Annotated in this window: 23 protein-coding genes; 14 read left to right on the top strand and 9 right to left on the bottom strand. The window is 57.7% G+C overall.

Features of this window, described 5'->3' with window-relative positions:
• Positions 1 to 24: 24 nt before the first annotated feature.
• From AC07U5_RS11780 to mutL, 5 genes are all read right to left on the bottom strand, one after another.
• A complete protein-coding gene (locus tag AC07U5_RS11780; protein ID WP_494723092.1) occupies positions 25 to 1,182 on the bottom strand; it encodes a glutathionylspermidine synthase family protein in 1,158 nt (385 codons plus the stop codon).
• Positions 1,183 to 1,812 carry a DUF1190 domain-containing protein gene (locus AC07U5_RS11775; RefSeq protein WP_494723091.1) on the bottom strand — a complete coding sequence of 210 codons (630 nt, stop codon included), beginning with the start codon at positions 1,810 to 1,812 and terminating at the stop codon, positions 1,183 to 1,185.
• 11 nt (positions 1,813 to 1,823) lie between these two features.
• Positions 1,824 to 2,225 carry a DUF350 domain-containing protein gene (locus tag AC07U5_RS11770; protein ID WP_113266183.1) on the bottom strand — a complete coding sequence of 134 codons (402 nt, stop codon included), beginning with the start codon at positions 2,223 to 2,225 and terminating at the stop codon, positions 1,824 to 1,826.
• Positions 2,226 to 2,277: 52 nt separating this feature from the next.
• Entirely contained in the window at positions 2,278 to 2,508 is a 231-nt protein-coding gene (locus AC07U5_RS11765) for a DUF2093 domain-containing protein (protein WP_062425969.1), read from the bottom strand.
• Positions 2,509 to 2,582: 74 nt separating this feature from the next.
• Positions 2,583 to 4,403, bottom strand: a complete 1,821-nt coding sequence (mutL, locus tag AC07U5_RS11760; protein WP_130977866.1) for a DNA mismatch repair endonuclease MutL — start codon at positions 4,401 to 4,403, stop codon at positions 2,583 to 2,585.
• A gap of 339 nt (positions 4,404 to 4,742) precedes the next feature.
• On the opposite strand from mutL, the gene AC07U5_RS11755 reads away from it, so the two are divergent.
• Together AC07U5_RS11755 and AC07U5_RS11750 are read left to right on the top strand one after the other, a co-directional pair.
• Positions 4,743 to 6,404 (top strand): response regulator, encoded by a 1,662-nt coding sequence (locus tag AC07U5_RS11755; RefSeq protein WP_494723090.1) that lies wholly within the window; start codon positions 4,743 to 4,745, stop codon positions 6,402 to 6,404.
• 105 nt (positions 6,405 to 6,509) lie between these two features.
• On the top strand, positions 6,510 to 7,862 hold the full coding sequence (locus tag AC07U5_RS11750; protein WP_062438565.1) for a putative bifunctional diguanylate cyclase/phosphodiesterase: 1,353 nt from the start codon (positions 6,510 to 6,512) through the stop codon (positions 7,860 to 7,862).
• Positions 7,863 to 8,114: 252 nt separating this feature from the next.
• On the opposite strand, the gene AC07U5_RS11745 is transcribed toward AC07U5_RS11750, so the two are convergent.
• Genes AC07U5_RS11745 through AC07U5_RS11730 form a run of 4 tightly spaced genes read right to left on the bottom strand, consistent with a single transcriptional unit; the run spans position 8,115 to position 11,339 of the window.
• The gene (locus tag AC07U5_RS11745) at positions 8,115 to 9,002 is read right to left on the bottom strand and encodes an SMP-30/gluconolactonase/LRE family protein (RefSeq protein WP_494723089.1); all 888 of its coding nucleotides are present in this window, start codon (positions 9,000 to 9,002) and stop codon (positions 8,115 to 8,117) included.
• 5 nt (positions 9,003 to 9,007) lie between these two features.
• Complete coding sequence (locus tag AC07U5_RS11740; protein WP_494723294.1) at positions 9,008 to 9,616, bottom strand: 2-dehydro-3-deoxy-6-phosphogalactonate aldolase; 609 nt, start codon at positions 9,614 to 9,616, stop codon at positions 9,008 to 9,010.
• Positions 9,617 to 9,651: 35 nt separating this feature from the next.
• Positions 9,652 to 10,569, bottom strand: a complete 918-nt coding sequence (locus tag AC07U5_RS11735) for a 2-dehydro-3-deoxygalactonokinase (RefSeq protein ID WP_494723088.1) — start codon at positions 10,567 to 10,569, stop codon at positions 9,652 to 9,654.
• On the bottom strand, positions 10,569 to 11,339 hold the full coding sequence (locus tag AC07U5_RS11730) for an SDR family NAD(P)-dependent oxidoreductase (RefSeq protein ID WP_494723087.1): 771 nt from the start codon (positions 11,337 to 11,339) through the stop codon (positions 10,569 to 10,571). The genes AC07U5_RS11735 and AC07U5_RS11730 overlap by 1 nt, the downstream gene beginning before the upstream one ends.
• A gap of 122 nt (positions 11,340 to 11,461) precedes the next feature.
• On the opposite strand from AC07U5_RS11730, the gene AC07U5_RS11725 reads away from it, so the two are divergent.
• From AC07U5_RS11725 to AC07U5_RS11670, 12 genes are all read left to right on the top strand, one after another.
• Positions 11,462 to 12,259, top strand: a complete 798-nt coding sequence (locus tag AC07U5_RS11725) for an IclR family transcriptional regulator (RefSeq protein ID WP_494723086.1) — start codon at positions 11,462 to 11,464, stop codon at positions 12,257 to 12,259.
• A 162-nt stretch (positions 12,260 to 12,421) separates the two neighbouring features.
• Complete coding sequence (locus AC07U5_RS11720; RefSeq protein ID WP_494723085.1) at positions 12,422 to 13,162, top strand: helix-turn-helix transcriptional regulator; 741 nt, start codon at positions 12,422 to 12,424, stop codon at positions 13,160 to 13,162.
• A 75-nt stretch (positions 13,163 to 13,237) separates the two neighbouring features.
• Positions 13,238 to 14,461, top strand: coding sequence for an ABC transporter substrate-binding protein (locus tag AC07U5_RS11715; protein ID WP_494723084.1), 1,224 nt, complete (start codon positions 13,238 to 13,240; stop codon positions 14,459 to 14,461).
• Between the two features lie 166 nt (positions 14,462 to 14,627).
• The gene (gene apbC, locus AC07U5_RS11710) at positions 14,628 to 15,758 is read left to right on the top strand and encodes an iron-sulfur cluster carrier protein ApbC (protein WP_494723083.1); all 1,131 of its coding nucleotides are present in this window, start codon (positions 14,628 to 14,630) and stop codon (positions 15,756 to 15,758) included.
• Positions 15,759 to 16,085: 327 nt separating this feature from the next.
• Positions 16,086 to 17,063 carry a magnesium/cobalt transporter CorA gene (gene corA / locus AC07U5_RS11705; RefSeq protein ID WP_062425958.1) on the top strand — a complete coding sequence of 326 codons (978 nt, stop codon included), beginning with the start codon at positions 16,086 to 16,088 and terminating at the stop codon, positions 17,061 to 17,063.
• Between the two features lie 39 nt (positions 17,064 to 17,102).
• Complete coding sequence (locus AC07U5_RS11700) at positions 17,103 to 18,995, top strand: potassium transporter Kup (protein WP_165807420.1); 1,893 nt, start codon at positions 17,103 to 17,105, stop codon at positions 18,993 to 18,995.
• A gap of 173 nt (positions 18,996 to 19,168) precedes the next feature.
• On the top strand, positions 19,169 to 20,344 hold the full coding sequence (locus AC07U5_RS11695; protein ID WP_062599404.1) for a cell wall hydrolase: 1,176 nt from the start codon (positions 19,169 to 19,171) through the stop codon (positions 20,342 to 20,344).
• A gap of 302 nt (positions 20,345 to 20,646) precedes the next feature.
• On the top strand, positions 20,647 to 21,012 hold the full coding sequence (locus tag AC07U5_RS11690) for an AtpZ/AtpI family protein (RefSeq protein WP_062425955.1): 366 nt from the start codon (positions 20,647 to 20,649) through the stop codon (positions 21,010 to 21,012).
• 70 nt (positions 21,013 to 21,082) lie between these two features.
• Complete coding sequence (locus tag AC07U5_RS11685; protein WP_062438540.1) at positions 21,083 to 21,832, top strand: F0F1 ATP synthase subunit A; 750 nt, start codon at positions 21,083 to 21,085, stop codon at positions 21,830 to 21,832.
• A 70-nt stretch (positions 21,833 to 21,902) separates the two neighbouring features.
• A complete protein-coding gene (locus tag AC07U5_RS11680; RefSeq protein WP_027673924.1) occupies positions 21,903 to 22,130 on the top strand; it encodes a F0F1 ATP synthase subunit C in 228 nt (75 codons plus the stop codon).
• Positions 22,131 to 22,209: 79 nt separating this feature from the next.
• On the top strand, positions 22,210 to 22,848 hold the full coding sequence (locus AC07U5_RS11675; protein WP_112358859.1) for a F0F1 ATP synthase subunit B: 639 nt from the start codon (positions 22,210 to 22,212) through the stop codon (positions 22,846 to 22,848).
• A 1-nt stretch (position 22,849) separates the two neighbouring features.
• A complete protein-coding gene (locus AC07U5_RS11670; protein WP_062425952.1) occupies positions 22,850 to 23,335 on the top strand; it encodes a F0F1 ATP synthase subunit B in 486 nt (161 codons plus the stop codon).
• Positions 23,336 to 23,694 lie beyond the last annotated feature (359 nt).

Raw genomic sequence — 23,694 nt, 5'->3', positions numbered from 1 at the left:
TAAAGGTGAGTGACACCTTCTGCGTCAATCGACGACAAGGTGAGGTACGAAGCGCGAGAGGTTGGTGGTAATGCGGCTTTCATCCTCGCGGATGCTCAGGCCGCATGCCACGTCCCCAACGATCCAGCTTCCGAGAATGGCATGGACATCGTCGACATCGAAAAGCGGCGCAAGCGCCTGCACGACGTAACCTTCAGCGCCATAGATACCCGGGTTTTCAACAACCAGCTGCTGGTCTTCAAACAGGGAGACGCTCTCGCCCTCCCGCGAGAAAAGCGGTTTCCTGACGTAATCTGCAAGGTTTTGTGCCTGGGGATCGTCGGCAAAATAGCTCGGCAGAAGATTGGGATGTCCTGGATGACGCTCCCACAGAAGCGGAAGGATGCCTTTGTTGGAGAGAATGGACTTCCATAAAGGTTCGATGAACACGCCGCCTGCCGTTGGAAGGTGAACCGAAAAAGGCTCCTTGAACATCACTTCCCACGGATAGAGCTTGAAGCAGCGTTCGATCAGACGGTCTTGAAGGTCGGTAAAGCGTCCGGTTCGATCCACACCGATATCGCGAATATCGATGAGTTCCACCTGATGACCTGCCTGTATAGCGCAGTCCATCAGATAGGTCGTGGTGCCGCGATCCTCTTCATTGTCCAGGAGCGTCGAAAAGTGGAAGACGCCCTCAGACGGGAATTGGCGAAAAGCCTCCACGAGGCATTCCTGAAGAGAATTGAACTGATCGGCGTCCTCGGGGAGCGTGCCTGCAGCAATCTGGTCGGTCAGCCAGTCATATTGGAAATAGGCGCTCTCGAAGATCGAGGTCGGCGTGTCGGCATTATATTCGAGAAGCTTTGCCGGACCCTTGCCTATATAGGCGAGATCGAACCGGCCATAGAGATGCCGGTCGCCCCGAAGCCAGGACTGCCTTACCGCGTCTCGCATCTCGTCTGGAATTTGAAGTTTCTCAAGCGACTCTTCGCTGGTAACGACATCCGCCACAAGGTCCATGCACATCTCATGGAGTTCTTGCGAGGGCGCCTCGATGTCCTCTTCGATCTGCTCGTAATTGAAAAGGTAAGCTGCATTGTCGACCCAGTAGGGCTCTCCATACATTTCATGAAACCCGAAACCGACGGACTTTGCCTGTTCGCGCCAGTCGGGTCTTTCAGGAAGGGAAATGCGTTTCATTTAACTGCCATGATGGCTGGACGAGCTCCAATGGCCGAAACCGCTCCGTGCGGTTGTTTCCGGGACGCCGTAGCTGACATTTTTCAGGAAGCGATAGGAGTTGCTACCAGCCTGGTCGCCTTGGCTTCGCGCGACCATGGCGGTGCCCTGCCGATCTTTATAAACGGCCGAGCCGCTGCCGGAGCGAAAGGAACCGCCGCCGCCACCGCCGCTGCCACCGCCGGAGCTGGCTGCGGCTTCCTCTTCTTCTTCCTGTCGCTTGCGATCCGCATAGTAATCTGAAACCGAGCGAACGTTGCGCGCCAAATAAAATCCGGTCAGTGCCGGAATGAAGGGCGCGATATCCTGCGCTGTCCGTGGAGATCGAGTACACAGTCCGCTGCCGAAGCTGTCTTCGCAACTCGCCTGGTCGGCAAAGCGCGGCGCGTTCGCTTTGTAGTCGGTCGTCGCATCGCGAAAGGCCACATCGCAGACATCCGCACCGATCCCGCTCATCACGCATTGCTGCGTCGACTTGAAGACGAAGGCATCGGGCGGTTGCTCGCCGCAGCCTGCGAGCGCCAGCCCCGATACCGTGATCGTTCCGAGTGCAAGAACAGGCCTTGCATGACTTCGCATCCGTCTTTTCATGCGAAGTCTCCTCAGTAGGTCATGCAGGCAGCGTTGAGGATGCCGATGATAAGCGCGATGCCGCCGCCCCACACGCCCGCGGAAACCTCTCCTCTGCCGATCTTCTCATGAATGCCGGGCAGGCTGGCGCGCGCCACATAGAAGGCCAGGATCTGCACGACGATGCCGATGATCGACCAGATGATGAAGTCGATAATGTTGACGGAGTTGGCAGCAGCCGATGCCATCGGCAGGCCAAAGCCTGCAAGCGCGCCCAGAAATGCAATCGTGGCGGAGAGATTGCCGGAGCGGATCAGCCTCATTTCGTCATGCGGCGTCAGCCGCGTGTAGATGCCGGCAAACACCGCATAGGCAAGCAGTCCGAATACGAAGTAGCTAAGAAATGCAGGCAGCCCCGCAACATATCCGAACATATCGGCTCTCTCACAATGACGAGTTGGACATCAAGGCTTGTGTTTTTTTTCTTCAAGCGCGCTTCTGGTTCGGTAGAGCGCCCGCCCGTTTTTCCGCCTCGACGGAGGCCGCAGCATCCGCGTAAGGCTCCTGGCGGACAACGCTCCAGTAGCGCAATTCATCAACGGGAATTTGAACGCCCGTCATGGCGCAAACCACATAGGAGCCGGTCTGGACGATACGCAGGTCGCCATCGAGATATTCGATCTTCGCTTCCCTCTGTCCGCCGTCAAATCTGTTCATGCGCGTGCGTCTCCTCGGTCTTCTCATGTCTGGATGCGATCTCTATTCCTACGCAGCCTGTAATTCTAGTAGTCTCAGCTTCTGCCGAAGAGCTTTTCGATGTCGGCAAGCTTCAGTTCGATATAGGTCGGACGGCCATGGTTACATTGGCCGGAGCCTGGCGTATTTTCCATCTGCCGCAAAAGCGCATTCATCTCCTCCGGCCGCATCCGCCGGCCGGAGCGGACAGAGCCATGGCAGGCCATGGTGGCGGCAACATATTCCAACTTGCCGGACAGACTGCTTGCCGTATCCCATTCGGCGATCTCATCGGCCAGTTGCCGAACGAGCCCCTGAACATTGACCTCGCCCAGCATGGCTGGCGTTTCGCGAACCGCGACCGCGCCCGGTCCGAAACGCTCGATGGCAAACCCCATCTTGTCGAAGCCCTCCGCATGCTCCATCAACCGGTCGCAATCCTCTTCGGGAAGATCGACAATTTCAGGGATAAGCAGCACCTGCGAAGCGGGCCGTTTGGCGTGCAGCGCCTTGCGCATCTCCTCGAAGACGAGCCGCTCATGCGCGGCATGCTGATCGACGATCACCAACCCGTCCTCGGTTTGAGCAACGATGTAATTGGCATGCACTTGTGCGCGCGCTGCCCCCAAGGGATAGCGCGACGGCTCAAGGGTAGTAGCGACCGGCTTTTCATCCGTGTGAAAGACGTCCGACCGGGCCGTCGGCATGGTGATGTCGATAAATTGCGACTGCGCCGGTTCGCGCAGAGCGAGCCCATCCGACATTTCCAGCGGCCGGGACGGGGAGTTGGCGGGTGTCCAGGCCTGTGAAGCATAGGGTCTGACTGTCGATGGACTGTAGCCAGGCCGAAATGCGCTCATCATCTGCGAAGCACCCGTGGTCGCGGCGCGGTCGCCCTCGCGGGAAAGGGCCTGGCGGATTGCGCCGACGATCAATCCTCGGACGAGGCCGGGGTCGCGAAAGCGCACATCCGACTTCGCCGGATGCACGTTGACATCCACCAGCGCCGGGTCGAGCCGGAGCGACAACACCGCAACCGGGTATCGACCATGCGGCACCGTCTCGGCATAGGCGCCCCTGATGGCAGAGAGCAGCAGCTTGTCCTGCACCGGGCGACCATTGACGAACATATATTGATGCGCGGAGTTACCCCGGTTGAAGGTGGGAACGCCGGCAAAGCCGGTAAGCTCGACATCTTCGCGCACGGCATCGATCTCAATGGCATTGTCTTTGAACTCGGCTCCAAGGATCTGCGCCATGCGGGCGAGATGGTCGTCCCCGGTCGATGGCAATTCCAGCGTCGAGCGATCCGTGCCCGAAAGCACAAAACGGATATGCGGGAAGGCAATCGCCATGCGCTTGACGATTTCTGTGATGGCGGCAGCCTCCGCCTTCTCGGTCTTGAGAAATTTCAACCGGGCCGGGGTGGCGAAGAACAGGTCGCGCACTTCGACGATGGTACCGGTATTGGCTGCCGCCGGTCGCACCGTCGAGACCTTGCCGCCTGTAACGGATATGATCGCGCCTTCGGTCGCGCCTTGCGCGCGACTGGTGATCGTCAGCTTGGCGACCGAACCGATCGAGGGGAGGGCTTCGCCTCGAAAACCAAGTGTGCGGATATCGTCGAGTGTCGAAGAAATCTTCGAGGTACAATGCCTGCGGATCGCGAGTTCGAGGTCGGGCGTGGACATGCCGCAGCCATTGTCCGTGATGCGAACCAGGCCTTTTCCACCGCCCGCCGTGGCGATCTCGATCCGGGTCGCTCCGGCATCGATGGCGTTTTCGATGAGTTCTTTCGCGGCGCTCGACGGGCGCTCGATCACTTCACCCGCGGCGATCTGGTTGATTAGGGTTTCTGAAAGCTGCTTGATGGACATGCTGCCATTCTCGCGGATTCGAGGGCGTAACGAAAGAGAAATCGCACCTCTCCACGGAAAGCACGCTCGCTGTCTCGCCAATCTAGGATTGTTCTTTTTTCAAATTTAAGAGGTCTTTAATCCCGAAACGATATCACTGATCCTGCTTGAATGAGTGATTTATTTGTCTTTTCAGGATGCTTGATAAGGACAGGACGGAAGCGCAGGGGCCGTCTTGTTTGATCCCGAAGGACTGTCGAGCATTTTGCCCGCATGTTCCCGTTATATCCAAAGCCTATTGCTATTGCAGGTTTTCAAGATGAATTGAGCGCGTTCTCGAAACGTGTGTAGGGAATTGTCATGAATGATTTAGCGCCAGACGGCGTGGCCATTCAAGCAGCGATGCTAGACGCTATTAGCGATGCAATGTCTGCAGCGATTCTCATCTATGATCGTGACGACAACCTTGTGTTTGCCAGCCACCGTCTTTTCACGCTTCTGCCGCTCGAGAAGGCAGAGGTGGCACCAGGCGCGAGACTGAAGGATGTTTTAGGCGCAATCTACGATCGCGCCGGCTTCGGCGAGGCGTCTTCGCGTGGCAACCGTGTTGATCGCGAAGAGTGGATCGCCAAGAGCCTTGCCGCCCATTGGTCAGAACGGTCCGAAACGGTGGAGCAGCGCCCTGGCGACAGATGGCTGCGTTTTACCAAGCGGCGCGTTCCTTCCGGTTTCTGTATTTGCGCCATCGCCGATATCACCGAGCAGAAAAGACGCGAGGAACATTGGCGCGCCGATATCGAACGCGTCCAAATCACCGAGGAAATCCTCGACAATCTGCCGCTGTCCATCTTCGTGAAGGACAAAAACCGCATCTACTCGGCCGTCAACAAGGCTGGCTGTTCTCTGATTGAAACGTCCCCGGACCTGATCCTCGGTCGCAATGTCTTCGATATTCATTCGGATGAGCTTGCGACACGGATCGACGCGATGGACAGGCAAGTGCTTGAGACCGGCGTGCCGGCCATCCTGCCGGAAATGGTCACGCTGTTGACGGGTGACGAGATCCTCGTCATCACCAGAAAGCACAGGGTCGGCAAGCCCGGTCAATATTTTCTCGTGACGACGATGGATGACGTCACAGCCTTTGCCGTGACCCAGCCGGATGGCAGGCGTATCATCCCGGGGCTGGAGCATCTGTCCTTCCTGCGCAGTTCCTACATGGATGACGAAAACCATCAGGCTTCACTGGTGATGAAGGGCCGTCGCGTCCTTCTCGTCATGCCGAATGCCGAGGCGGGCCAAGCGGCCTGCAAGCGATTGTCGACGATCGGCGTGGATTGCGCGGTTGCCGTCGGCCTCCAGGAGCAGGAAGCCTTTTTGAGCCTCTCCGCATCCATGGGTGTCAAGATCGACCTCGTTGTGGTTGACGTGCAATTGCCGCTTGAATGTCTGGACCTGCCGACGACATTCGGCATCGGCGTGATGATGGCGGATGAGTTCGAGATCGGCAGTTCGCTGGTCAATATGCTGACACATCATTTTCGCTCGCTTGAAAACACGCAACAGGGCAGGGGCAAGGACGACGATTGGGTCGTGATCAACAGCGACGACGAATCGCTCAACCGACCAAGGCTCGATGTTCTCGTCGTCGAGGACAACAAGATCAACCAGATCGTTTTTTCGCAAATACTGGAAGGTCTTCAGATCGAATACAGGCTGGCGGAATCCGGTAATGAAGCGCTGGCGCTCTTCCAGTCGGAAAAGCCGTCGGTCGTGCTCCTGGATACCACGCTACCGGATATCGATGGCTTTGAGGTTGCTCGACAAATCCGTAGGCTGGAATCCTCGACGGGCGAAAGAACACCTTTGATCGGCGTCGTTCCTTTGGCTTTCGAGGGAGATCAGCGTGCCTGCCTCAATGCCGGCATGGATGAAATGTTGCTCAAACCAATTAGTCCGGATATAATCGATATGTTGCTGAAGCGTTTTCTGCCGCGTTTCTCTCACAGCCTTCATGGATGACCGCACACATGTTCGTGGTGGTGGGATCTCGTATTCGCGGCGATATTCTTTGTTAATTGCGGGCCACCGATAATAGCGACCACCACAGGCCCACAGGATATGTGAATGAACCCGCCCGCGCCGACTCTTCCGCTCATCAGCCAGCATGAATTGCAGGCGATGGCGTATAGCGATCCGCTCACGGGGCTCGGCAACAAGTATCGCCTGCGTGACAAGATAAAGCTGCTGGCGGCTGAACGGGCCGCCGATCCCGCACCGTTTGCTGTCGGCATTGTCAATATTGACGGATTCAAGCCCATCAACGACCTGTTCGGCGCGCATGCCGGAGACGAAATTCTCTGCCAGGTGGCGCATCGCTTGAAGGCTTGCATGATGGATGGCTCGATCGTCACGCGCCACGATGGCGACGAGTTCGCCTTCATCCTACCGCTTATTTTTGAGCGCAGCGGTGCAGAGCGCATCGGGCAGATGATCAAGGATGTGTTGTCGGCACCCTACGATCTTGGCGATCGCAACGTGCGCCTGTCCTCCTCTTTCGGCTTTGCCATCCATCCCTTCGCGGGCGAGGAGTTCGAGGACTTGATGAAGAGTGCGGAGACCGCGCTCTATCGCTCGAAGCGTCGCGGACGCGGGCAGATCACCGTCTACTCCCGCGAGATCGCTCAGGAGATGAAGCGCGCCACGCAACTGGAGCAGGCACTTCGAAACGCGATCATCAGCGACACCATCGACGTGCACTTCCAGCCGATTGTCAGATTAGCCGATAGCACGGTGATCGGCTTCGAAGCTTTGGCGCGATGGCATGATCCGGATCTCGGTTTCGTGCCGCCGGATGTATTCGTGCCTTTGGCGGAGGAGCGTGGGTTTATCGACGCGCTGTCTGAGACCCTGCTGCGAAAGGCCGCCGAAACCGCGTTGTCTTGGCCGCGCGAACTCTTTCTCTCCTTCAATCTCTCCTCCGCTCAATTGATGGACCCATCGACAGCGGCCAATATTCTTTCCAGTCTGCGTCGCGTCGGCCTCGACCCCCGCCGCCTGGAACTCGAAATAACAGAGACCGCGGTCATGAGTTCGGCGGACACCGCGCAACGCATCATCTCGGAGCTTCAGCATGCGGGCGTGCGCATCTCTCTGGATGATTTCGGAACCGGACAATCCAGCCTGGGTCGCCTGCGCGACTTCACCTTCGACAAGGTCAAGATCGACCGCGCCTTCGTTTCCCGTATCAGCACCGACCGCCCCTCGGAGCACATCATCAAGGCGATCGTCGCCATGTGCGATGGTCTCGACCTCGAGGTCGTCGCCGAGGGGATCGAAGATGGCAGCGAGGCCGAAAAGTTGCGCGGCCTTGGTTGCGCCATGGGGCAGGGCTATTTCTATGGACGCCCGGCAGATGCCGCCTCTACCCGCCGCTACCTGCACGACAGCTACCGCGTCGCCAGCGCAGATCTGAACTGATCTGATGTTCTAGGGGCGAGGGGTCTTTGACGACCGTCTTCGCACCCAATTCGTCTTTGTCCTATCGCGCGAAGCCGATTTCTAAAGGCATCTTTCTTATAATCTGAGGACGCCATTGATGCACCTGGCGCCCTCTTAAAGTGCGTCGCAATCTTTCAGATCGCTCCAGACACTTTAAGTTTCTGTTTTGCCGCATGTCGGCACCGCAAAACCGCGACACGCTTTTGCGCGACATGCTTTAACTCGCAAACCTTACAGCTTGTAAATACCGTCGAGCCTGCCCTTGACGGTAATGCCGAGATCGAAGGTGGCGCCGTGCATTGGGTTGGCCTTGATCTCGTCGTCTTCCAGTCCTTCGCATGCGGACGTCACCAGCAGGCGGTCCGCCGAAGCGGCGAAGAAGGCCGGGCAGGTCGTTTTAGATGCCGGAAGCTCGTAATGGTCGGTGTGCCGGCCGGTTGGATCATGGCGATCGACAGCACCTTCGCCCCAGCGTGCGTTCCAGATGTTGCCCTCGGCATCGCAGACCGCACCGTCGATGCCGCCTTCATCCTCGGATCGATCGAGGAAGATGCTCGGAGTGCCGGTCGGAAGTCCGGTTGCGGGGTCGAGCGCCACTTTCATCAACCGGTTCACATTGGTGTCGACAAAGTAGGCCGTCGCGCCATCCGGCGAAAAGCAGATGGCGTTCGGAATGCTGATCGCGTCGAAAAGCGTCGTTACGACGCCCTTGGCGACGTGATAGATCGCCCCTGCGCCATCCTCGGCCTTTTTGCCCATGGTGCCGATCCAGAGCGCGCCGCTTTGATGCACTCTGCCATCATTCGACCGGTTGCCGGGCTTGTTGGGCTCGAAATCGACATGCAGCGAAAGTTCGCCCGTGGAGCGGTTGCGGATGAAGAGGCCATCTTCCGTTCCCAGCAACTGCTGCTCCGCATCGATGGCGGCGACCACGCTTGCCATGAAGGGCAGGGACGTAACGGTCTTCTCGCCCGATGCCGGGTCGAGTTCATGCAACTCCTTGCCGATAATGTTCAGCCAGCCGATCCGCTTGGAGATCGGATCAAAGCTTGGCCCTTCACCCAGCATCAATTGCGTGCTGTCGAGAACCTTCCCCTGAAACGGATGATTGGTCGCCATATATCTTATCCTCCCACTGCCACGTCATAGGCCTTGATGGTGATCTCTGCCCGCTCGCGGGCCTCGCTTGCACTCATACCAGGCTTGTAGAGACTTGTTCCCAGGCCAAACGCCTTGATACCGACACTCGTATAATCGGAGAAGTTCTTGTCCGATACGCCGCCGACCGCTGCGACCAGCGTATCCTTCGGCAAAATAGCGCGAATGGCATTGATGCCCGACGGCCCTAGCACACTTGCGGGGAAGAATTTGAGGCCGGTCGCACCGGCTTTCAATGCGAGCAAGGCCTCGGTCGGCGTGAGAACACCCGGCATCGTCACCATGCCTTTGTCGCGCGCCGCCGTGATCACGGCGGTATCGACATTCGGGCTGACCATCAGTTTTCCACCGGCGCTATCCAGCCGTGCTACGTCATCGACGGTCAGAACAGTCCCGGCACCGATCAGTGCATCGGCGGGCGCAAGCTTGGCTGCGATTTCAATGGAGCGGAAAGCATCCGGCGAGTTCAACGGAATTTCGATGGCGCGAAGGCCGCTTTCCAGCAGGGCGACAACGACGCCCTCGGTCTCTTCAGGACGAATGCCGCGCAAAATGGCAACGAGCGGGTATTTCATTTCGGGAAAGGGAACGTACACGGGTTTGAAACTCCTCAGTGCCAGATGGATGTCGCAGCGGCAATCAGCCCCCGGCGAACCGCATCATCGGCGTCAATGGTGATAAAGTCGATGGAAAGAGCGTGGAACGCGGCCTTGTAAAGTTCACCCAGGCCGCCTGAGGCGATTAGGATGACGGAGGAATCACGCGGTGCACTGGCATGCGCACCGGCAATTTCCAGGCCGATCAGCGTTCCGGAGAGTTTGGCTTTCGCATCCGTCGCAGAAAGACCATGCAGCAATTGCCCGGAACGCAAGGTGAAGAAGCGGTTCGTCGCCATGTGCGGATTGTTATAAATGTCGATCACCGCATTGCTGAACGCGGGAAGATCGCCGCTGAAGGGCTCTGCGTCCGCCATGGCGTGGGACAGGATCGTGTGCTTCGAGACGACATCGAAAATCTCGCCGGTCATGAAGGTCGAAAATTGCGTGACGTTGAGATCCCTGACGCGAACCCACTTGGAATGGGTGCCGGGCATGCAGACGAGTTGCGCGCCAGTGCGATGATCGGTCGATAGCGCTCCGAGAAGCTGCGTTTCCTCGCCGCGCATCACATCTGGCATACCTTCTGCCCTTTGCGCGAGGCCGGGAAGAATGCGGATGTCGCTCTTCTGCTCCGGAACGCGGGTCGCACGATCCATGACTTCGGAAAGATTGGCGGGAACGTCCACATAGCCTGCCTCGATCCAGCCCTGCCGTGCGCCTGCCATGCCGCAAACAATCACGGGCAGGCCTTCTGGGGCGGAGATGGCTGCAAGATGCGATGCCAGAACCTCGGCAAAGCCCGTGTGCATCGCCGTCGTCATCCCTTCGGAACTGCGGCGCTCGGCAAGAACATCGCCCGACCGGCTCAAAAGCCACAGCCGAAAGCTCGTCGTACCCCAGTCTACGGCAACGAATGCAGCATCTGACATTATAGAAGACCTCCATCGATAATCATTGTTTGTGCGGTCATGGCGGCGGAGGCATCCGAAGCCAGAAAGAGGCAGGGACCGACGAGGTCCTCACCGGTCAAGGTCCGCTTGAGGCACTGTCGGTTGACGGTGTGGGTGATGGCCTCGTCGGTCAGCCAGAGATCCTTCTGCCGCTCGGTCACGATCATGCCGGGCAGGATGGCGTTGACGCGGATGTTTTCACGCCCAAGCCGGCCCGCAAGGCTCTTCGTCAATCCGATAATGCCCGCCTTGGCCGACGTATAGGCAGGTAGCTCGCCCATATTGAGCAGATAGGAAATCGACGAGAAATTGATGATCGAGGCGCCCGGTTCTTTTCTCAGATAGGGGAGTGCGGCTTGCGTGACGAAGAAGACCTGCTTCAGATTGACGGCCTGGTTCGCGTCCCAGTAGTCGCTAGTGACGGTGTCGATATCGTGTCGGTCGTCCCAGGCGGCGTTGTTGATCAGAGCTCTGATCCCACCGAGCGCTTCCCCTGCCGCTTTCACGGCCTCTGAAAGTTCAGCCTGGTTCCTCAAATCTGCCTTGAGGAAGAGTGGTGCAGTGCTGGCTCCCGGCGAAAGCTTGTCGACAAGCGCTTCACTTGCGCGCACATCGATATCGATGAAAGCGACCTTGGCGCCAATGCGGACAAATGCCTCCACCAGGCACGCACCGATACCGGATCCGCCTCCGGTGATCAGAACACCTCTGTTGGAAAATTCTGGCGACGGGTTGAAATGACTGTTCATGACGACATCAACATAGAGGTTGAAAGTTCCAATATTCGGAACTAAGTTTTATTAAATGGAATAATCGCCCTCTGTTGCTGGCTATGTCAAGCGCAGGCGTGCGGTCTTCGGAGAAAATCTCGGTGCCCACCTCTCGTGACGAAGGAAACAAAGACAGTTCGACCGGTACGCTCGGCAAAGTGATCTCCGTTCTCGAGATGGTGGTGATGGCGCCAGAGCCGCCGCGTTTTACCGAGATCCTGAAAAAAACCGGCCAGCCCCGCGGGACACTGCACAGGCAACTGTCCCATCTGGTGGAAGAGGGGCTTCTCGAGCAAAACGGCGATCAATCCTATAGCGCAGGTCTTAGGCTGCTGAAATTCGCGGCCAAAGCATGGAGCGGGAGCGATCTGCGCTCGGTTGCAGCGCCTCACTTGCGTGCCCTGCATGAAGAGACCGGCGAATCCGTCCATCTTGGCGTCATTCGCGGCTCCGAAATCATCTATCTCGACAAGATCGACGGCAAGCACGCGGTGCGGATGTACTCGCAGATCGGCCGCACCTCTCCGCTCTATTGCACCGGCGTCGGCAAGGCGGCCCTGTCACTCTTTGCGCAGGACGAGTTGCTCAAAACCGTCGAGGCACTGTCGCTAAAGTCTTTCACGCCAAACACGATCATCAGCGTACCGACCCTGCTGGAGGAGATCCAGACGATACGCGAGCACGGCTATGGCTTCGATCTTGAAGAGCATGAGCAAGGCATCCAGTGCATCGCGGTCCCGATCGAGACGAACAGGCCGGGGCTCTATGCCGCGATCTCCGTGACCGGCCCGGCATACCGGTTGACGAGGGAGCGACTGGAAAGCTGGGCTCCGCTCGTGAAAGAGATTGCGAGACGTATTTCCGCTGACGCGGCACTTCGGCTTGCACCCACCCCCTGAGGTAGAATTTGCTCATCTCCGCCACGGCTTACAACCAGGAAAGGGCGATGTACGAACCTGTACCAACTTTCATTTGCGTTAGACTTGTATTTTGCTAACGATAGCAGTCATCTTTTTCTTCTTGGCCCTTTCTTAATGTAGCCCATTATAAAGAACTTGCGAATGCCGGTCGCCGAACCAGAAAAATTTTCTCCTATGGGGGCAGACAGCGTCTCCGAACTGACGTGCCTGGAAAGTCAGTACGATGTGTTCCGTTTCATGAAGCGCGTGACGGAAAGCTGGGGCATGAAGGCCTTCATGGTGATGAACCTGCCCATGCAGATGTCGCTGACCCTGTCACAGTGCACCGTCATCACCAGTTGGCCGGCGGACCTGCTGCAGCAGTATGACAATGACGGGCTTCTCGTCGACAGTAACGTCTACAGTGCTCTGAAGAAGGCGAGCGCGCCTTTCGTGGTCAATCAGGACTTCAGGGGGCATGGAGTGCGCCCGGTCATAGCAGACAAGTTCAAGGACCTGTTTGCCCGCTTCGATATGGTGAATTCGGTCTGGTGCCCGGTCCAGGATATGACAGGCATGCGCGGTGCGGTGTCGCTCTCGGGAGCCAAGTCATCCTTCTCTCGCTCAGAGGTGGCGGAAATCTTCTATCTGGCGGCACACGTGTATGGCCATCTCGCCCATGTCCGAAGCCTGGACTCACGAATCAGCGACACATTAACCGACCGCGAAATCGATTGCCTCAACTGGACTGCGGCGGGAAAAACAAGTGCCGAGATCGCCGATATTCTCACGCTTTCCGAGCATACCGTTAATCATTACCTCAATCGCGCGACAAAAAAGCTCGATACCGTCAATCGGACCCAGGCTGTCGCCAAGGCACTGCGTGTAGGCTTGATAAAATAGGGATTTTTTCTTTTTCCTGTTGTTATCCGGGGCGGTGTGGGTGATCCTGCATCTCTCGGCAAAGAGGAGACTGATTTGGCAGGAACACGGCGCTTCAGGGCAGCGTTTTCTCCTACCGTAGACTGCGCTATTCTCGTCGCAGCGTTTGAAAAAGGTTTTGCCGCCGACGAAGGCGTCGCCCTTGAACTGATCAGAATGAACGGACCGCGCGGTATTCTGGGCGCGTGGTCTTCAGCCGAACTCGATGGCTCACATCTATCCGTCTCGTTGCCGGTTGCTCTCGCTCTACCATCGGCTGACGTTGAAGCCGATCTCATCGTTCCCTTCATTCTCGCGACCGGCGGCTCTACGCTCGTGGTCAGCTCTCTACTATACGATGATCTGGTCGAGCAGGGTATGAAGATCCCGGACCCAGGATCGGTTGCCCGTGCGCTTTCTCGCGTTGCCATGGCGCGTCAAAAAGCCGAGCTGCCACCCCTGATCTTTGCCACGGAACACTTCTCCTCGACATCGACCTATGAGCTTCTTTATCTCATCGCCAGCACCCGCCTGATCGGCAAAGACGATGTGACGATCATGGAAGCGGCGCCCGCCAACATGCCAAGCCTGCTGCGAGACGGCAGCATCGACGGCTTCTACGTGGGTGAGCCCTATGGAAGCGCGGTCACGATGGAAGGGGAGGGGCGGATCGTCACCACCAAATCGCATATCTGGCAAAATGGGCCCGAAAAGGGGCTCGCCGTTTCGAGGCGGTGGGCAGACACGAATGAGCAGACGATGCACGCGATCATTCGCGCCTTCTATCGCGCAGGCGAATGGTGTGCCTCCGCCGCAAACAGGGAAGAACTCGCCGATCTTTTAGCGTCGCCCACCTATCTTGCCTGCGAGATCGAGCACGTTCTTGCCTCGCTATCCGGTTTCATCCCGCACTCGCCCGCCCGATTGCTGGAATGCCACGACTTCTTCTGCGTGAGTGGGAATGCTGCGAATTTCCCATGGCAAAGCCAGGCTCTCTGGTTCTTCAACCAGATGATCCGCTGGAACGAATGCCCGCCACAAGTCGCCGCCGCTGAGAGCGTTCGAGACGCCGCTGCCGAAGTCTTCCGGCCGGACATATTCCGCAGGGCCGTGCGACCGATCTTTGCGCCGGTGCCGGCGGCGAATATGAAGCTGGAAGGAACGCTCAACACGCGGGTCTATGTTGGCGCCGATCGCGCACCGCTTCTTCTCGGGCCGGATACCTTCTTCGACGGCGAGATCTTCGATCCGGAGAGCTTTGCCACCCATCACGAAAGCTGATGGCGCTTTCGCTTGAGATCGTCTTGGTAGCGACCGGCCCCCGGCGCCTCATGACGCATGCCGATTTGCACGGCGATGCGTTTCTCTGTTAAACCCGATGCGCTGATATTGGCGAATAGCGTGGGCTCCCTTATCTAACCCTTGCTGAAGCGGATGGGGGTTGGGCATGGCACAGGCGGATAAAAAACAGATCGAGCAGGCTCTGGAGCAGGTCATCTATCCAGGGAGCGACAAAAGCATCGTCGCACTCGGCATGGTCTCGGAAATCTTCCTGAGCGATTCGAAAGCCTACTTCTCCCTTACCGTGCCCGCGGACCGCGCCAAGGAGCTGGAGCCTCTCCGGCTTGCGGCGGAAAAGGCGACACTTGGCGTTCCAGGCGTCAAGGCAGCGGTGGTGGCTTTGACCGCCAATAGCAGGCCGAGCAACGCCTCCCATACCCCGGCGCCAAAGGCCCCACCGGCCGCACCGAGACCTGCGCCACAGCAGCAGGCAAAGGCTGGCGTTCCGGGCATCGGCTCGATCATCGCGGTGGCCTCCGGTAAGGGTGGGGTTGGAAAATCCACCTCTGCCGTCAATCTCGCTTTGGGTTTGCAGGCGCTGGGTTTGCGCGTCGGCGTTCTCGACGCCGATATTTACGGCCCTTCCGTCCCGCGGCTGCTTGGCATATCAGGCCGACCAAAGCAGGGCGAAGGCCGCACCATCATGCCGATGGAAAATTACGGCCTGAAAGTCATGTCCATGGGTTTCCTCGTGGATGAGGAAGCGGCCATGATCTGGCGCGGGCCTATGGTGCAATCAGCCCTGATGCAGATGCTGCGCGAAGTCGTCTGGGGAGACCTGGACGTCTTGGTTCTCGATATGCCGCCCGGAACCGGTGACGTGCAGTTGACGATCGCCCAGCAGGTGCCTCTGGCAGGTGCTGTCATTGTCTCAACGCCTCAGGATCTGGCACTCATCGACGCGCGCAAAGGCATCACCATGTTCCGCAAGGTCGAGGTGCCGCTCCTCGGCGTGATCGAGAATATGAGCTACTTCATCGCGCCGGATACCGGCAAGCGCTACGACATTTTTGGCCATGGCGGTGCGCAGGCCGAGGCGAAGCGTATCGGCGTGCCATTCCTGGGTGCTGTGCCTCTGACCATGTCGATCCGCGAAACGTCGGATGCCGGGACGCCGGTCGTCGTCTCCGAACCGGATGGCCCGCAGGCGCAATCCTACAGGGAGATTGCACAAAAGGTGTGGACAGAGATCGGAAGAGGCTCCGCCCGCACGGCGCCGAAGATCATATTTGAATAGAACACCTTGAAACTCTTACGGAAAATGGGCCGATATCGATGCACTGACTGCATATCTATCGAGCACGACAAGCAGGCCCGCAAGATTTAGGCTGAGTAAAAAGCCTATTAGTAGCTTGTATTTAATGATTTTTTCTTATGCGTTGTGAGTGCAGACGCAGCGCAGCTTAAAGCCTTAGACGAAAATACCGCTTGATTCTTTACCCTGTTGGGAGCATAGCCCGGCGCCGTTTGAACCGCAGTCTTGCTCATGCGTTTGCGGACGCTACGGATGATGTGTTAGATCGACCAGCCGATGACAATCGGCGCCGCGGACCGGAGAAACTGATTGATAAAAGCCTATCGCTCGAATTGCGAGGCGATCAGCCTGTCTGCTGACGGGGATCTTGCGCATTTATCCGACGACATCGTCTGGATCGATCTCATAAACCCTCACCGTGACGAAGAAAAGCGTGTCGAAGCCCTGCTCGGCGCCGAGCTTCCGACGCGTGAGGATTTGAAGGACATCGAGCCCTCCAGCCGCCTCTATACGGAAGACAATAATGTCTTCATGACGGCATCGCTCGTCTGGAAGGCAGATTCGTCCGATCCTCAATTGACCGACGTTGCTTTCATTCTCGTCGGCAACCGGCTGGTGACGATCCGCTATGCGGAGCCGAAGTCGTTCAATCTCTTCATCGCCGCCATCACCCGCACGCCGCATGAAATCCGCAGCGGTGCGGTTCTGCTTTTGAAGCTGCTCGAAACGATCGTCGACCGGACGGCCGAAATCATCGAGAACACTGTGGTCGGTATCGATCACGTTGCGAAGGGGATTTTCGGCGGCGAGGCGCGCAGCAAGCGCAAGGAACCTCGCTATCTGGAAGACAAGATTGCTGAAATCGCTTCCTTCCATCGCCTGGTCTCGAAAGTGCGCGACAGCCTGACGTCACTTGCGCGCGTCCAGTCTTTTCTGCACGCGACGACCCTCGTTCAGGAGGACAAGGATGCCAAGGAAATGGGAGCGTCGATCGCACGCGACATCCATTCGCTGTCCGAGCACGTGTCCTACATTTCCGGCAATCTGACCTTTCTGCTGGATGCATCGCTTGGCATTATCAATGTCGAGCAAAACGCCATCATCAAGATTTTCTCCATCGCGTCGGTGGTCTTTCTGCCGCCGACGCTGGTGGCCTCCATTTACGGAATGAACTTCGCGCGCATGCCGGAATTGCAGTGGGCCTATGGCTATCCGCTTGCAATCTTCGTTATGCTGATATCGGCGATCATCCCGTTTATCGTTTTTCGCTGGAAGGGCTGGCTTTAAAGGGCCAGGATTCATATGCCTAATGCGTTTGAAAAAGACATGCTCGATAAGCCTGACGTCGAGGACCGCCACCAGCAAGGCCTGTTTGCGGCCATGCTCGGCTCCATCGGCGTCGTGTATGGCGATATCGGCACGAGCCCTCTCTATGCGTTCAGAGAAGCGCTGAAGCCGATCTCCCAGGACGGGCTAACAGAGGCCGAAGTCATCGGCCTTATCTCGCTGATGATCTGGTCTCTGACAATCATCGTCACGATCAAATACATCTGTTTTCTGCTGCGCGCGGACAACGACGGCGAAGGCGGCACGCTCTCGCTTCTGGCTCTGCTGATGAAGAGAGCGGGCGCGCGCCGCAATTTTCTCATCATGCTCGGCCTGATTGGTGCGGCCCTCTTCTTGGGCGACGCGATGATCACGCCAGCGCTTTCGGTCCTTTCCGCCGTGGAAGGCTTGAAGCTCGTGACGCCGCAGATGGATGAATTCATCATTCCCATTTCGCTTGTCATTCTGGTCGGTCTCTTTGCCATCCAGTCCCATGGAACAGAAATCGTCGCCAAGTTCTTCGGCCCGATCACGGCCGTCTGGTTCATCGTGATGGGCCTCGTCGGGCTCCTGCATATCTCCGATGACTACAGGATCCTCTATTCGTTCAATCCGGTCCATGCTGTCGAATTTTTGATGAATGAGGGCTTCTACGGCCTCGTCGTGCTGGGCGCAGTCTTCCTGACGATTACGGGTGCGGAAGCGCTTTATGCCGATCTGGGTCATTTTGGACGCAAGCCCATTCAATGGGCCTGGTTCGCGCTGGTATTTCCCGCACTCACGCTGAATTATCTCGGCCAAGGCGCACTGGTTCTGAAGGACCAGTCGACCATGTCCAACCCCTTCTATCTGATGTTTCCGCAGTGGGCGCTGCTGCCGGCGGTTATCCTTGCGACGGCTGCCACGATCATCGCCAGCCAGGCGGTCATCACGGGTGCCTTTTCGATGGTGCGCCAAGCGATCAACCTTGGCTACCTGCCGCGCATGGAAATCCTCTTCACCTCCGAGACCAACACGGGGCAAATCTATCTGCCGTCCGTCAACACGGTGCTGCTCTTTGGCGTCGTCGCCCTGGTGCTCACGTTCAAGAGTTCCGATGCGCTGGCTACCGCCTATGGCATCTCGGTTACCGGCGCGATGGTCGTGACCAGCCTGTTGTTCTTCCAGTTTGCCCGCAGCCACTGGAAATGGTCGCTGCCGCTCACGCTTCTGGTGGTTCTGCCCTTTATCACGCTTGAACTGATCTTCCTCGGTGCGAACCTCTTGAAGATCCACGACGGTGGCTACGTGCCGGTCCTGCTGGCGATCGCCTTTACCGTCATCATGATGACGTGGCAGCGCGGCTCCAAAATTCTCTTTGCCAAGACCCGCAGAACCGACGTGCCGCTGAAGGCCTTCGTCGCCTCCGTAGAGAAGGAAAGTGCGCATGCGCCGGTGCGCATCCCCGGCACGGCAATCTTCCTGACGGGCGATCCCGAGACGGCACCCGCCGCCTTGCTGCATAACCTGAAGCACAACCACGTTCTGCACGACAAGAACGTCATCCTGACGATCCGAACGGAAGATACGCCGCGCGTTCACCCGGACAAACGCTACACCATGACCAAGGTCAGCGAGCGCTTCGTCGTGGTGGAATTGCATTTCGGCTTCATGGAAACCCAGAACGTCACCCAGGCACTCGGTTATCTACGCCGCACCGGCTACAAGTTCGACATCATGTCGACCTCCTTCTATCTAGGACGCCGAAAACTGGTGCCGGATTCGAAGTCTGCCATGCCTGGCTGGCAGAACCGATTGTTCATCGCTTTGGCTGAGAATGCGGCTGACCCGTCCGATTACTTCCGCCTGCCGACAAACCGCGTCGTCGAACTGGGCTCCCACGTGGTCATCTGAGCTCTCGTTGTAAAAGCATTCAACGCGTCGCTTTCCGATGGAGAGCGGCGCGTTTTAGTATCTGGTCACACATTAATGTGAGGGGACTTTCAGAGGCGCCTCGTTAACCAAGCATCAAGGTTAATGAGAGATTGTCCGGTTGTGTAGCAAGTCGTTTGCGTGTGTCCGGAGTCATGGTTTTGCGTTCAAGAAAAGTATCGCGTCGCGGGCCCCTCATTGCCTATGAGAAGTGGACCTCGCCTGTTGTCTTTGGCCTTGTGGCCTGGCTTGCCTTTCCCTCCCTTGCAGCGCGCGCCGATCTGGCTTCGCTTCTTGCCGGTCTTGATGCTGGCGGCGAACAGTGGCGCATGGTGCTGACCAACTCCCCAGCGGGTTCCGTCCACAATGCTTCACTGGCTTTCAATGATGCGAGCGATACCGCTGCCATCACCGGTGCAGGCATGACGCTTCCCGATGGCCGCAAAGTTGCCTTCGTCACCAAAAAGGGTGGCCATGAGACGACGCCCGATAGCGAGCGCGTCAATCGCGCCGCCAAGAAGGGCAGGGTGATAGCCACCGAAGTCATGCAGCCGCCGAAAGCCTTTACAGCCGGCTCCGTTCTCCAACGCACCAGCATGATCGACATAGAGCCGCTGAAGCGCAAGGATCGCACCGCCTTCGTCAAGCCGAAGAAGAGCAAGGAGATCGAGCTGGCCTCCTTCTATTTCCGTCGCGACGAGAAGAAGGCCGACAGGACGGTCTCACCTATGCTGGCGGATCTGGTCACCAACCGCACCCCGGATATATTGGCGACAGCCTATGCGCCGCCGGAGCCAGACTTCGCCCGCGAGTCGCCCTTCGACGCCATCCTGAAAAAGCCGGATACCGGCCGCTTCATCCCGCCGATCACGCCGGACGATCACGCCTGGGCTGCGACACCGCTGCCAGCGGAAGCCTTCTCCGCGGCAGAGCAGCAGTGCCTGGCTTCCGGCATCTATTTCGAGGCTCGAGGCGAGTCGATCAAAGGTCAGGCGGCCGTCGCCCAGGTCATTCTCAACCGTGTGCGCAACCCCGCCTATCCGAAAACCATCTGCGGCGTAGTGTATCAGAACAAGGACTGGCGTAACCGCTGCCAGTTCTCCTTCGCCTGCGACAACATCAAGGACCGCGTCAATTCCGAGCGGCACTGGAAGATGGCGCGTGAAGTTGCCATGGCGACGACAGCCGGCAAGATCTGGCTGAGCGAAGTGGGCTCTGCAACCCATTATCACGCCATTTATGTCCGACCCGCCTGGGGCAAATCCATGAAGAAGGTCGGCAGGATCGGATTGCATGTCTTCTACCGTACCTATGGCGGTGGCTGGAGCTAGAACATTTCCATTTCACGAGGGCGCGCTGTCGCGATCACGCGGATTTGCCTGCAAAACTCGTGTCAAAAATGCCGATTCCATCGGCAAACCTTGCCAAGAATCCGTGCTTGTCGTTCAAGCGACTGATTTTGCTTGGAAAATTTGTGCTGAAACAAGCGCCGACGGTGCCTTGACTAGCGAAGTCCCTAAAACTATGTTGCGCGCGACTTCAGAGCGGGCTGGAACAGGCTAAAAGCCCTGCCGTTTACAACTCCAAAGGCTTCTGGCATCGCTGGAACGGAGATAAAGGGCAGGATTTGAAAATGACCGGCAACCGTAACGATAGTCTGGACGAGCGCCGCAAGCGCCTTGCCGAGGGATTGGCCAAGGTTCATGCGGAGGACGAAGCGGAGAGGCGGACGGAGCAGAGCGCGGAGGAAAGCCGGAAAGGCTTTGCGATGGCGATCAAGCTCTCTTCGGAGTTCATTTCCGCAATTATTGTCGGCGCGATGCTGGGTTATCTTCTGGACTATTTTGCCGGCACGTCGCCGTGGGGGATGATCGTTCTTCTTCTTCTCGGTTTCTGTGCGGGCGTATTGAATGTCCTGCGGTCCGCAGGGGTGGTGGCCAAGTCGCCGCTTCTCAAGGACGGGCTGGGGAAAGATCAGGGTGGGGAGAAAAACGGCTAAAGTCGTTCTTTCCATGGAATATAGATGCGAGGTGCCGCGGTTTTGCGGCAACAGGTAAAGAGGGCAGCCGGTGGCAAACGATCCGACTCATCAGTTCTTGGTGCAGCCGATTATCCCGATCAACATCGGTGGTGTCGATTTTTCGTTCACCAATGCGTCGCTTTTCATGGTCGCAACGGTCGCTGCGGCGTCGGGCTTCCTTTATTTCGCAACGTCGAACCGCGGTCTGATCCCAGGTCGCATGCAGTCCGTTGCTGAAATGTCTTACGAGTTCATCGCATCGATGCTGCGTGAAGGTGCAGGCAAGAAGGGAATGGTCTTCTTCCCCTTCGTCTTCTCGCTCTTCATGTTCGTGCTGACCGCCAATCTTCTCGGCATGTTCCCGTACTTCTTCACGGTCACCAGCCAGATCATTGTCACCTTCGCGCTGTCCTGCCTCGTCATCGGAACGGTTGTCGTTTACGGTTTCTATAAGCACGGTCTGCACTTCCTCGGTATCTTTGCACCGTCCGGTGTTCCGGCAGTCCTTTTGCCTCTGGTGTCTTCCATTGAGGTCATTTCCTTCCTTTCGCGTCCGATCAGCCTTTCCGTTCGTCTTTTCGCGAACATGCTGGCAGGTCACATCACGCTGAAGGTGTTCGCAGGTTTCGTCGCTTCCATGAGCGCGCTTGGCGCGATCGGTGTCGGCGGAGCGATCCTGCCTCTCCTCATGACGGTCGCCATGACCGCTCTCGAATTTCTCGTCGCCTTCTTGCAGGCATATGTCTTCGCGGTACTGACGTGCATGTACCTGAACGACGCCGTGCATGGTGGTCACTGAGAAGTAAAGTCGCTGGCCCCGGAACCGGGTGTCAAAAAACAGCCGCAACAACCATTTCAAGGAGCTTAATATGGAAGCGGAAGCAGCAAAGTACATCGGCGCAGGTCTCGCATGCCTCGGCATGGCTGGTACGTCCCTCGCTCTCGGCCGTATCTTCGGCGATTTCCTCTCCGGCGCACTGCGCAACCCGTCTGCCGCTGACAGCCAGTTCGGCCGTCTGGTATTCGGCTTCGCCGTTACGGAAGCTCTGGGCATCTTCTCGCTGCTCGTTGCTCTCCTTCTCCTGTTCGCTGTCTAATAACAGCATCAGGTTTGGATCACGGCTCGCAAACGGCGTGCCGTGATCCTTCGCATTTGCAGTACCCCTGGAGGTGAGCATGTTCGTGACCGAGGCTCTTGCCCAGTCAGCAGCGCCGTCAACCGGAACGACGACGGAAACACCCGCTGTCGGCCAGACGGCCCCGGAAGCAACGCATACGGAAACCGGAGTGGCGCATGACGCCGGTCACGGGTCCGGCGTATTTCCGCCATTCGATTCGTCGACCTACGCATCCCAGCTTCTGTGGCTGGCGATTTCGTTCGGCCTTTTCTACGTGCTCATGAAGAAATTCATCGTGCCGCGCGTCGGTGGCATCCTTGAGGATCGTCATGGCCGTATCGCACAGGATCTCGATGAAGCCTCCCGGCTGAAGTCCGAGGCTGATGCCGCGATCGAAACCTATGAAAAAGAACTTGCCGCAGCACGCGCCAAGGCTGGATCCATCGCGTCCGCTGCCCGCGACGCTGCAAAGGCAAAGGCCGATGCGGACCGCGCCGCAGTCGAAGCGGAACTGGCTGAGAAGCTTTCCGCTGCCGAAGCGCGTATCGCGTCCATCAAGCAGCAGGCATTGGCCGATGTCGGCACAATTGCTGAAGAAACCGCGACCGCTGTTGTCGATCAACTGATCGGCACGAAGGTCAAGGACACCGATGCCAAGGCAGCTGTTGCCGCGGTATCCGATGTGAAGGGAGCTTGAGATGGCGTTTGATGCATCATTCTACGCACTCGTAGGCCTTATTCTCTTCTTCGTCCTGATTGCCTACCTCAAGGTTCCAGGCATGTTGGCAAGCTCGCTCGACGAGCGCGCAAAGAACATCACCGAGGAACTGGCGGAAGCCAAGCGCCTGCGCGAAGAAGCCCAGCACCTGCTGGCGGAATATCAGCGCAAGCGCAAGGAAGCGGAAGCGGATGCAGCAGCCATCGTTGCCGCTGCCGAACGCGAAGCCGCCGCTCTGACCGCCGAAGCCAAGGCGAAGACGGAAGAGTTCGTCGCTCGCCGTACCGCGCTTTCCGAGCAGAAGATCAAGCAGGCTGAAACCGATGCGATCGGCGCTGTTCGCTCCGCCGCAGTCGACATTGCAATCGCAGCCTCGGAAAAGCTGATCGCCGAAAAGACGACGGCTGCTGCCAAGGGCAAGCTGTTCAAGTCTGCCGTCGGCGAAGTGAAGTCTCGGCTGAACTAAGCCCAGGCGCGATCTGCACGCATTGAATATTCAAAACCCCTTCGGGTCACCCCCGAAGGGGTTTTTTGTTGTTCTGTTCCTAAGATCCAAAACCGAAGGCAGCATCGCCTTTCACAGAATGTCGCACAGAGTGTGCGGCGGTTTCGCGCGGCAAAGTATCCGCGCCAACAGGACCGTCCAGATATCGCCCGGCCGCCAAGTATTGGTCTCTGCTACGTCACGCGAAACAGAGTGGCATAGTAGAAAATTCCTTTGCTCAAGGCACTGTTGCTCTTGATAGTCAGTGTCGGAGGCAACGATCGCTCACATTTTGAAATGTTTAAGATAAGACTAACATAAGATATAACTTAATTAAATAT

The sequence above is a fragment of the Agrobacterium sp. GW821-FHT02D03 genome (assembly GCF_059421725.1).
The sequence above is the reverse complement of the archived record's forward strand: the minus strand, read 5'-3'. Positions and strand labels throughout refer to the sequence as shown.

Coding starts and splice junctions, on each gene's coding strand:
- AC07U5_RS11780 (WP_494723092.1), bottom strand. CDS start 1,182: ATGAAACGCATTTCCCTTCCTGAAAGACCCGACTGGCGCGAACAGGCA.
- AC07U5_RS11730 (WP_494723087.1), bottom strand. CDS start 11,339: ATGAACAGTCATTTCAACCCGTCGCCAGAATTTTCCAACAGAGGTGTT.
- AC07U5_RS11720 (WP_494723085.1), top strand. CDS start 12,422: ATGCCGGTCGCCGAACCAGAAAAATTTTCTCCTATGGGGGCAGACAGC.
- AC07U5_RS11765 (WP_062425969.1), bottom strand. CDS start 2,508: ATGAACAGATTTGACGGCGGACAGAGGGAAGCGAAGATCGAATATCTC.
- AC07U5_RS11690 (WP_062425955.1), top strand. CDS start 20,647: ATGACCGGCAACCGTAACGATAGTCTGGACGAGCGCCGCAAGCGCCTT.
- AC07U5_RS11680 (WP_027673924.1), top strand. CDS start 21,903: ATGGAAGCGGAAGCAGCAAAGTACATCGGCGCAGGTCTCGCATGCCTC.
- AC07U5_RS11740 (WP_494723294.1), bottom strand. CDS start 9,616: ATGAAATACCCGCTCGTTGCCATTTTGCGCGGCATTCGTCCTGAAGAG.
- AC07U5_RS11770 (WP_113266183.1), bottom strand. CDS start 2,225: ATGTTCGGATATGTTGCGGGGCTGCCTGCATTTCTTAGCTACTTCGTA.
- AC07U5_RS11675 (WP_112358859.1), top strand. CDS start 22,210: ATGTTCGTGACCGAGGCTCTTGCCCAGTCAGCAGCGCCGTCAACCGGA.
- mutL (WP_130977866.1), bottom strand. CDS start 4,403: ATGTCCATCAAGCAGCTTTCAGAAACCCTAATCAACCAGATCGCCGCG.
- AC07U5_RS11755 (WP_494723090.1), top strand. CDS start 4,743: ATGAATGATTTAGCGCCAGACGGCGTGGCCATTCAAGCAGCGATGCTA.
- AC07U5_RS11750 (WP_062438565.1), top strand. CDS start 6,510: ATGAACCCGCCCGCGCCGACTCTTCCGCTCATCAGCCAGCATGAATTG.
- AC07U5_RS11735 (WP_494723088.1), bottom strand. CDS start 10,569: ATGTCAGATGCTGCATTCGTTGCCGTAGACTGGGGTACGACGAGCTTT.
- AC07U5_RS11695 (WP_062599404.1), top strand. CDS start 19,169: ATGGTTTTGCGTTCAAGAAAAGTATCGCGTCGCGGGCCCCTCATTGCC.
- apbC (WP_494723083.1), top strand. CDS start 14,628: ATGGCACAGGCGGATAAAAAACAGATCGAGCAGGCTCTGGAGCAGGTC.
- AC07U5_RS11775 (WP_494723091.1), bottom strand. CDS start 1,812: ATGAAAAGACGGATGCGAAGTCATGCAAGGCCTGTTCTTGCACTCGGA.
- AC07U5_RS11745 (WP_494723089.1), bottom strand. CDS start 9,002: ATGGCGACCAATCATCCGTTTCAGGGGAAGGTTCTCGACAGCACGCAA.
- AC07U5_RS11700 (WP_165807420.1), top strand. CDS start 17,103: ATGCTCGATAAGCCTGACGTCGAGGACCGCCACCAGCAAGGCCTGTTT.
- AC07U5_RS11670 (WP_062425952.1), top strand. CDS start 22,850: ATGGCGTTTGATGCATCATTCTACGCACTCGTAGGCCTTATTCTCTTC.